The organism is Mesorhizobium intechi (genome assembly GCF_002879535.1).
GTDB classification, from domain to species: Bacteria; Pseudomonadota; Alphaproteobacteria; order Rhizobiales; family Rhizobiaceae; genus Mesorhizobium; species Mesorhizobium intechi.
On sequence record NZ_PNOT02000078.1, the window covers coordinates 1 to 5,135 of the forward strand.

Here is a 5,135-nt window from a genome sequence, read left to right on the forward strand (position 1 = left end):
CCCCTGCGGTGCAGCACCAGCGTCGGCGCCCTGACTTTTGACAGCAGCGGGCGGACATCGGCGTCGCGCAGCCCCTGCAGCAGGCCGGCCACCGCGCCGGGGCTGGAGGCGGCCCGGAGCAGGCCGGCCCACCAGGCGCGTGACTGGCGGTCGGAGGCGACGCTGGGGGCGAAAGTTTCGATTTCCGCCGGGCCGCCCCAGCCGGCGAGCAGGCGCTGTTGCCAAAGGTCGTATTGCGCCGCTGTAAGCGCGAAGGGATAGTCGGGTGCGCGGCTGCCCTTGGCGAGCGAGCCCCACAGCACCAGGCCGGTCAGGCGGTCGGGATGGTCGACGGCGAAGCGGATGCAGCCCGGCCCGCCCTCCGAGGCGCCGACCAGCACGGCTTTGCGGCTGCCGGCGGCATCCATGACCGCCAATATGTCGCGCGCGGTCGCCTCGACGGTCGGGCGTGCGCCGACGCGGTCGGACAGGCCCATGCCGCGCCGGTCGAACAGGATCAGCCGGCCGAGCCGCGAGACGGCGGTGAGCCAGGCGCGGCAGCTCCTGTCTTCCCAGATGCGCTCGACATGCGAGATGAAGCCGGGAACGAGCACGAGATCGGCCGGGCCGTCGCCTATGGTCTGGTAGGCGATATGGATGCCGTCCACGGCAACGTAGCGGGTTCTCGGCATCTCCGGTTCGGCATCGCCGGCGCGCAGCAGCGCCAGCGTGGCGGGGTCGGGCGCCACGCCGAGTTCGTCGCGCAGCAGCCGCGTACAGGTCTCGCCCTGGCGCTCCGCCGCCGCCCGGTCGCCGGCGGCCAGATGGGCACGGATCAGGTGGCGGTGCGCGCTTTCGCTCAACGGGTCGAGGGCGGCAAGGCGCGTCGCGTGCAGCACGGCAGTGCGCGCATCGCCGCCGGCGATCCTGGCTTCCACCAGCCGCTCCAGCGCCTGCACCAGCCGGCTGCGCAAGGCCTCGCGGCGGAAGAACACCCATTCCTCGAATTCGGGACAATCCGGCAGCGAAAAGCCGGCGAGATAGTCGCCGGTGTAGAGGCCGGCGGCTTCGTCGAGAAGCCCGGCATCGCAGGCACGGTCGAAGGCGATGGAATCGGCCTCGACCGAGAGCCCCGGGCGTAGGCTGAGCGACGCCGCGCTGGCGGCGATGAGTTCCTCGCCGAAGGCGACGCGGATCTTGTAGAGCGTGCGCCGCAGGCGGGTGCGGGCGGCTTGCGCGTCGGCCTCGGGCCACAGCAGCGTGGCGGCGACGTCGCGCGCCACCGGTCCGCCGGCCTCGGCCAGGTAGATGACAAGTGCGGCCGCCTTACGCAAGGCGAGCTCGATCCGTTGCCCGTTCAGCCGGAACTCCGGAAACCCCAGAAGTCTGAGTTGTATCAGCTCCATCGATCCGCACGCGGCCGCGCAAGGAGAGGACGTTGAGGGGACGCCGGCCTTCTATCCATCCCCGCGAAATCGCGCCGATCCGGCCCGATCAACTCCCTTGGAGCGAGAAATGTCACCGGTCAATACATCAAGCCACCCCACGCCAGAACCGCTTGCCCACGGCGTCCCCGTCGCCGGGCATGGAGGCTGAGCCATGTGCCAGACCTGCCTGTCCTGGTACGCGCGCTGCGTCGCGCCCTATTTCGTCCATGCCGGCTGTTCGGCCGGCGCCTTCACGCAAATGCGCAGGCGCGTCATCCCGCGGGCGCAAGGCGTCGTCGTCGAGGTCGGCTTCGGCTCGGGCCTCAACCTGCCCTATTACGACGCCGCCAGGGTGGAGCGGCTGGTCGGCGTCGACCCCGACGGCACCATGCTCGGCCTTGCCGCGCCGAAGAGCCGCGCCGCGCCGTTCGCCGTCGAATGCATCCGCGCCGGCGGCGAAAGCCTGCCCTTGGCCGACGGCATCGCCGACACGGTGGTCGTCACCTATGCCTTCTGCACCATTCCGGACCCTCAGGCGGCGCTCAGCGAAATCCGCCGCGTGCTGAAGCCGACGGGCCGGCTGATCTTCATCGAACACGGCCAGGCCGAGGGACCGCGCCGCCGCCGCTGGCAGGAGCGCCTGAACCGGCTGTGGGGATCGATCGCCGGCGGCTGCCATCTCAACCGCGATCCGCTGCGGCTGATCGGCGGGGCGGGCTTTCGCCTGCTCGAAGTGCAGCATGGCCGGTTCCCCCTGCCCCTATGGCAGTTGGGCAGTCACCACGCCGGCATCGCGGCGGCAGGCTGACGAAGGGGCGGACGCGGTGTGCCCAGGGCGAGATTACTGCAAGGCACCGATGCCGGATTGCTTTCCCGGCCGCCGGCGAAACCGGGCTCAATCCTTCCAGGCGGCCAGCAACGGGCCATCGCTGCCGTACACGGGGTCTGCCGGCGGGGCCTCGACCTTGGGGATCGTCACGATCGCCCTGGCGTGATCGGCTGGGGTCTTGCATTCGTCGTAAGTGCCGGATCGGGGATAGGCGCCGACCACGAGGAAGTCGTCGGATGCCGAAATACACTGGTGGCCGGTGCCGGCCGGAAGGACCGCGACATCGCCGGCCCTCAGTGTCAGAGTCCGGCCCTTCTTGCCGCCAAACCGGACCTTGGCGCTGCCGCGCGCCACGCCGAGCACTTCATGGATGCGCGAATGGTAGTGGAGGTAGCTGTAAATGCCGTTGCGCCAGCTGTCGGCCCAGCCATTGGCGGAGAAAAGCTCTTCCATGACGGCCGCGGGATCGAAGTCCCGCGGCAGCGTGACGGCGCCGCGATAGACAAGGAGCGGCCAGGAGGGATGGTTAGGCACAAGGCCATCATCCCTGAACCTGAATTCATTCGACTTCCGCGCCACGACGAGATCGGTCGCCTCCCGGGGGCCAGGCCTCGCGACACCGGTAGCCTGTTCCGCCGCTTTCTTCATCCTTTGCGGGACGCTCATGGCATGGCCTCGTTTTCGACGGGTGGGAGCAAGGCCAACTCGACCGCCGGTCGTTTGGTTCCCGGGCCTCGCCTTTCGCGTGACCTCAAGGCAAGGGCGGGAACCCGGTCAACCCGGCAACGCGCGCCCGCGCGGGGCATCGCCCGCCGCCGGCGGCGACAGCATGTCCGACACCAGTATGTCATTGCGCCGTGCAAAGGTGACGAGCGTCGCCCGCACGGTCTCGGGATCAATCTCGCCGGCAATGCCGGCCTTGCAGGCGTTGAGGGCAACGGCATGGGCGCCGTTGCGGCCGGCGGCCGGCCAGTCCTGCAACAGGACGTAAGCATCCATCACGCTTTCGACCCTTCTCGGAAAGCCCGTTCCGACGAGCAGGGTGACAGGTTTTTCGAACTGCGCGTATTTCATGGTTCTGCCTCCTCTCATTTGCGCGGTGTCCCGGGCCGACCCGACAGCGGCGTTCAGCGGTCGCTGGAAGAGCCGGTAGCCGCCGAAACGTGCTGCGCGGCCAGGAACATCAGTGTCGATGCGGCGATGCGCCGGTTCCAGCCGGCGGCCTCGGCCGTGTCGAGCAACCCCGCCAACAACGGCTTCAGCGCGCTCCTGCATTCGGTTTCGTAGGCAAGAAACTCCCTTGCCTCGTGTGTCGGCGCCGGCACCGCTCCCAGGCCAGCCTTCATATCCATATCCGTCTCCGCTGTTTCACGCCCGGTTGCCCGCTCCCCGGGGGAGCGGGCGGTCCGGCAGGGACCTCAGAAATCCATGCCGGCACCAGCCGGCATGGCCGGAGCGGCCTCCTTCTTCGGCTTCTCGGCCACCATCGCCTCGGTGGTCACCAGCAGACCGGCGACGGAGGCAGCGTCCTGAAGCGCCGTGCGCACCACCTTGGCCGGATCGATCACGCCTTGGCTATAGAGGTCGCCGAATTCGTCGGTCTGGGCATTCCAGCCCCAACCGAACTCGCTCTTCTCGCGCAGCTTGCCGACGATGATCGACCCTTCCGCGCCAGCATTCTCGGCGATCTGGCGAACAGGCGTTTCAATCGCCCGCCGCACGATCTCGACGCCGGTCTTCTGGTCGGCATTGTCGACCTGCACGGCATCGAGCGCCTTGGCGGCCCGCAGCAGCGCGACGCCGCCACCGGGCAGCACACCTTCCTCCACGGCCGCCCTCGTGGCGTGGAGGGCGTCGTCGACGCGGTCCTTCCGCTCCTTGACCTCGACTTCGGTCGACCCGCCCACGCGGATCACCGCGACACCGCCGGCGAGCTTGGCCAAGCGCTCCTGCAGCTTTTCGCGGTCATAGTCCGACGTGGTCTCCTCGATCTGCGCCTTGATCTGCGCAGCCCGGCCCTGGATTTCTTCCTTGCGCCCGACACCGTCGACGATGGTCGTGTTCTCCTTCTCGATCACCACCTTCTTGGCGCGGCCCAGCATCTGCAGTGTCACATTCTCCAGCTTGATGCCGAGGTCCTCCGAGATCGCGGTGCCGCCGGTGAGGATGGCGATGTCCTCCAGCATGGCCTTGCGGCGGTCGCCGAAGCCCGGCGCCTTGACGGCCGCGACCTTGAGCCCGCCGCGCAACTTGTTGACGACGAGCGTGGCGAGCGCCTCGCCCTCGACGTCCTCGGCGACGATCAGCAGCGGCTTGCCAGACTGCACCACGGCTTCCAGCACCGGAAGCAGGGCTTGCAGGTTCGAAAGCTTCTTCTCGTGGATCAGCACATAGGGCTCTTCGAGCTCGACGCGCATCTTGTCCTGGTTCGTGACGAAATAGGGCGAGAGATAGCCGCGGTCGAACTGCATGCCTTCAACGACTTCGAGTTCGGTCTCCGCGGTCTTGGCTTCCTCGACCGTTATCACGCCCTCATTGCCGACCTTCTCCATCGCCTCGGCGAGAAAGCGGCCGATCTCGGCGTCGCCATTGGCCGAGATGGTCCCGACCTGCGCGATCTCGTCGTTCCTGGTCACCTTGCGGGCCTTGGCTTTCAGCTCGGCAACCACGGCCTCCACCGCCTTGTCGATACCGCGCTTCAAGTCCATCGGGTTCATGCCGGAAGCCACCGCCTTGGCGCCCTCCTTGACGATGGCCTGCGCCAGAACGGTCGCGGTCGTAGTGCCGTCGCCGGCGAGGTCATTGGTTTTGGAGGCCACTTCGCGCACCATCTGCGCGCCCATGTTTTCGAACTTGTCCTCAAGCTCGATTTCCTTGGCGACGGTGACGCCGTCCTTGGT

The 5,135-nt window shown here is 68.1% G+C and carries 6 protein-coding genes; 1 reads left to right on the forward strand and 5 read right to left on the reverse strand.

Features of this window, described 5'->3' with window-relative positions; genetic code table 11:
* A partial coding sequence (locus C1D09_RS07150) for a bifunctional AfsR/SARP family transcriptional regulator/alpha/beta hydrolase (protein ID WP_143973617.1) occupies positions 1–1,385 on the reverse strand: 1,385 nt, incomplete at its 3' end.
* Between the two features lie 193 nt (positions 1,386–1,578).
* Here C1D09_RS07150 and C1D09_RS07155 point away from each other — a divergent pair.
* On the forward strand, positions 1,579–2,214 hold the full coding sequence (locus tag C1D09_RS07155; RefSeq protein WP_143973618.1) for a class I SAM-dependent methyltransferase: 636 nt from the start codon (positions 1,579–1,581) through the stop codon (positions 2,212–2,214).
* A gap of 87 nt (positions 2,215–2,301) precedes the next feature.
* Here the strand turns inward: C1D09_RS07155 and C1D09_RS07160 are convergent, their stop codons facing one another.
* The 4 genes from C1D09_RS07160 to groL all read right to left on the reverse strand — a co-directional run.
* A complete protein-coding gene (locus tag C1D09_RS07160) occupies positions 2,302–2,901 on the reverse strand; it encodes a cupin domain-containing protein (protein WP_143973619.1) in 600 nt (199 codons plus the stop codon).
* Between the two features lie 108 nt (positions 2,902–3,009).
* Complete coding sequence (locus tag C1D09_RS07165; RefSeq protein WP_143973620.1) at positions 3,010–3,309, reverse strand: DUF982 domain-containing protein; 300 nt, start codon at positions 3,307–3,309, stop codon at positions 3,010–3,012.
* A gap of 53 nt (positions 3,310–3,362) precedes the next feature.
* Positions 3,363–3,587, reverse strand: coding sequence for a hypothetical protein (locus C1D09_RS07170; protein ID WP_143973621.1), 225 nt, complete (start codon positions 3,585–3,587; stop codon positions 3,363–3,365).
* A 66-nt stretch (positions 3,588–3,653) separates the two neighbouring features.
* The coding region (gene groL / locus C1D09_RS07175; protein WP_143973622.1) for a chaperonin GroEL at positions 3,654–5,135 on the reverse strand (1,482 nt) is incomplete at its 5' end.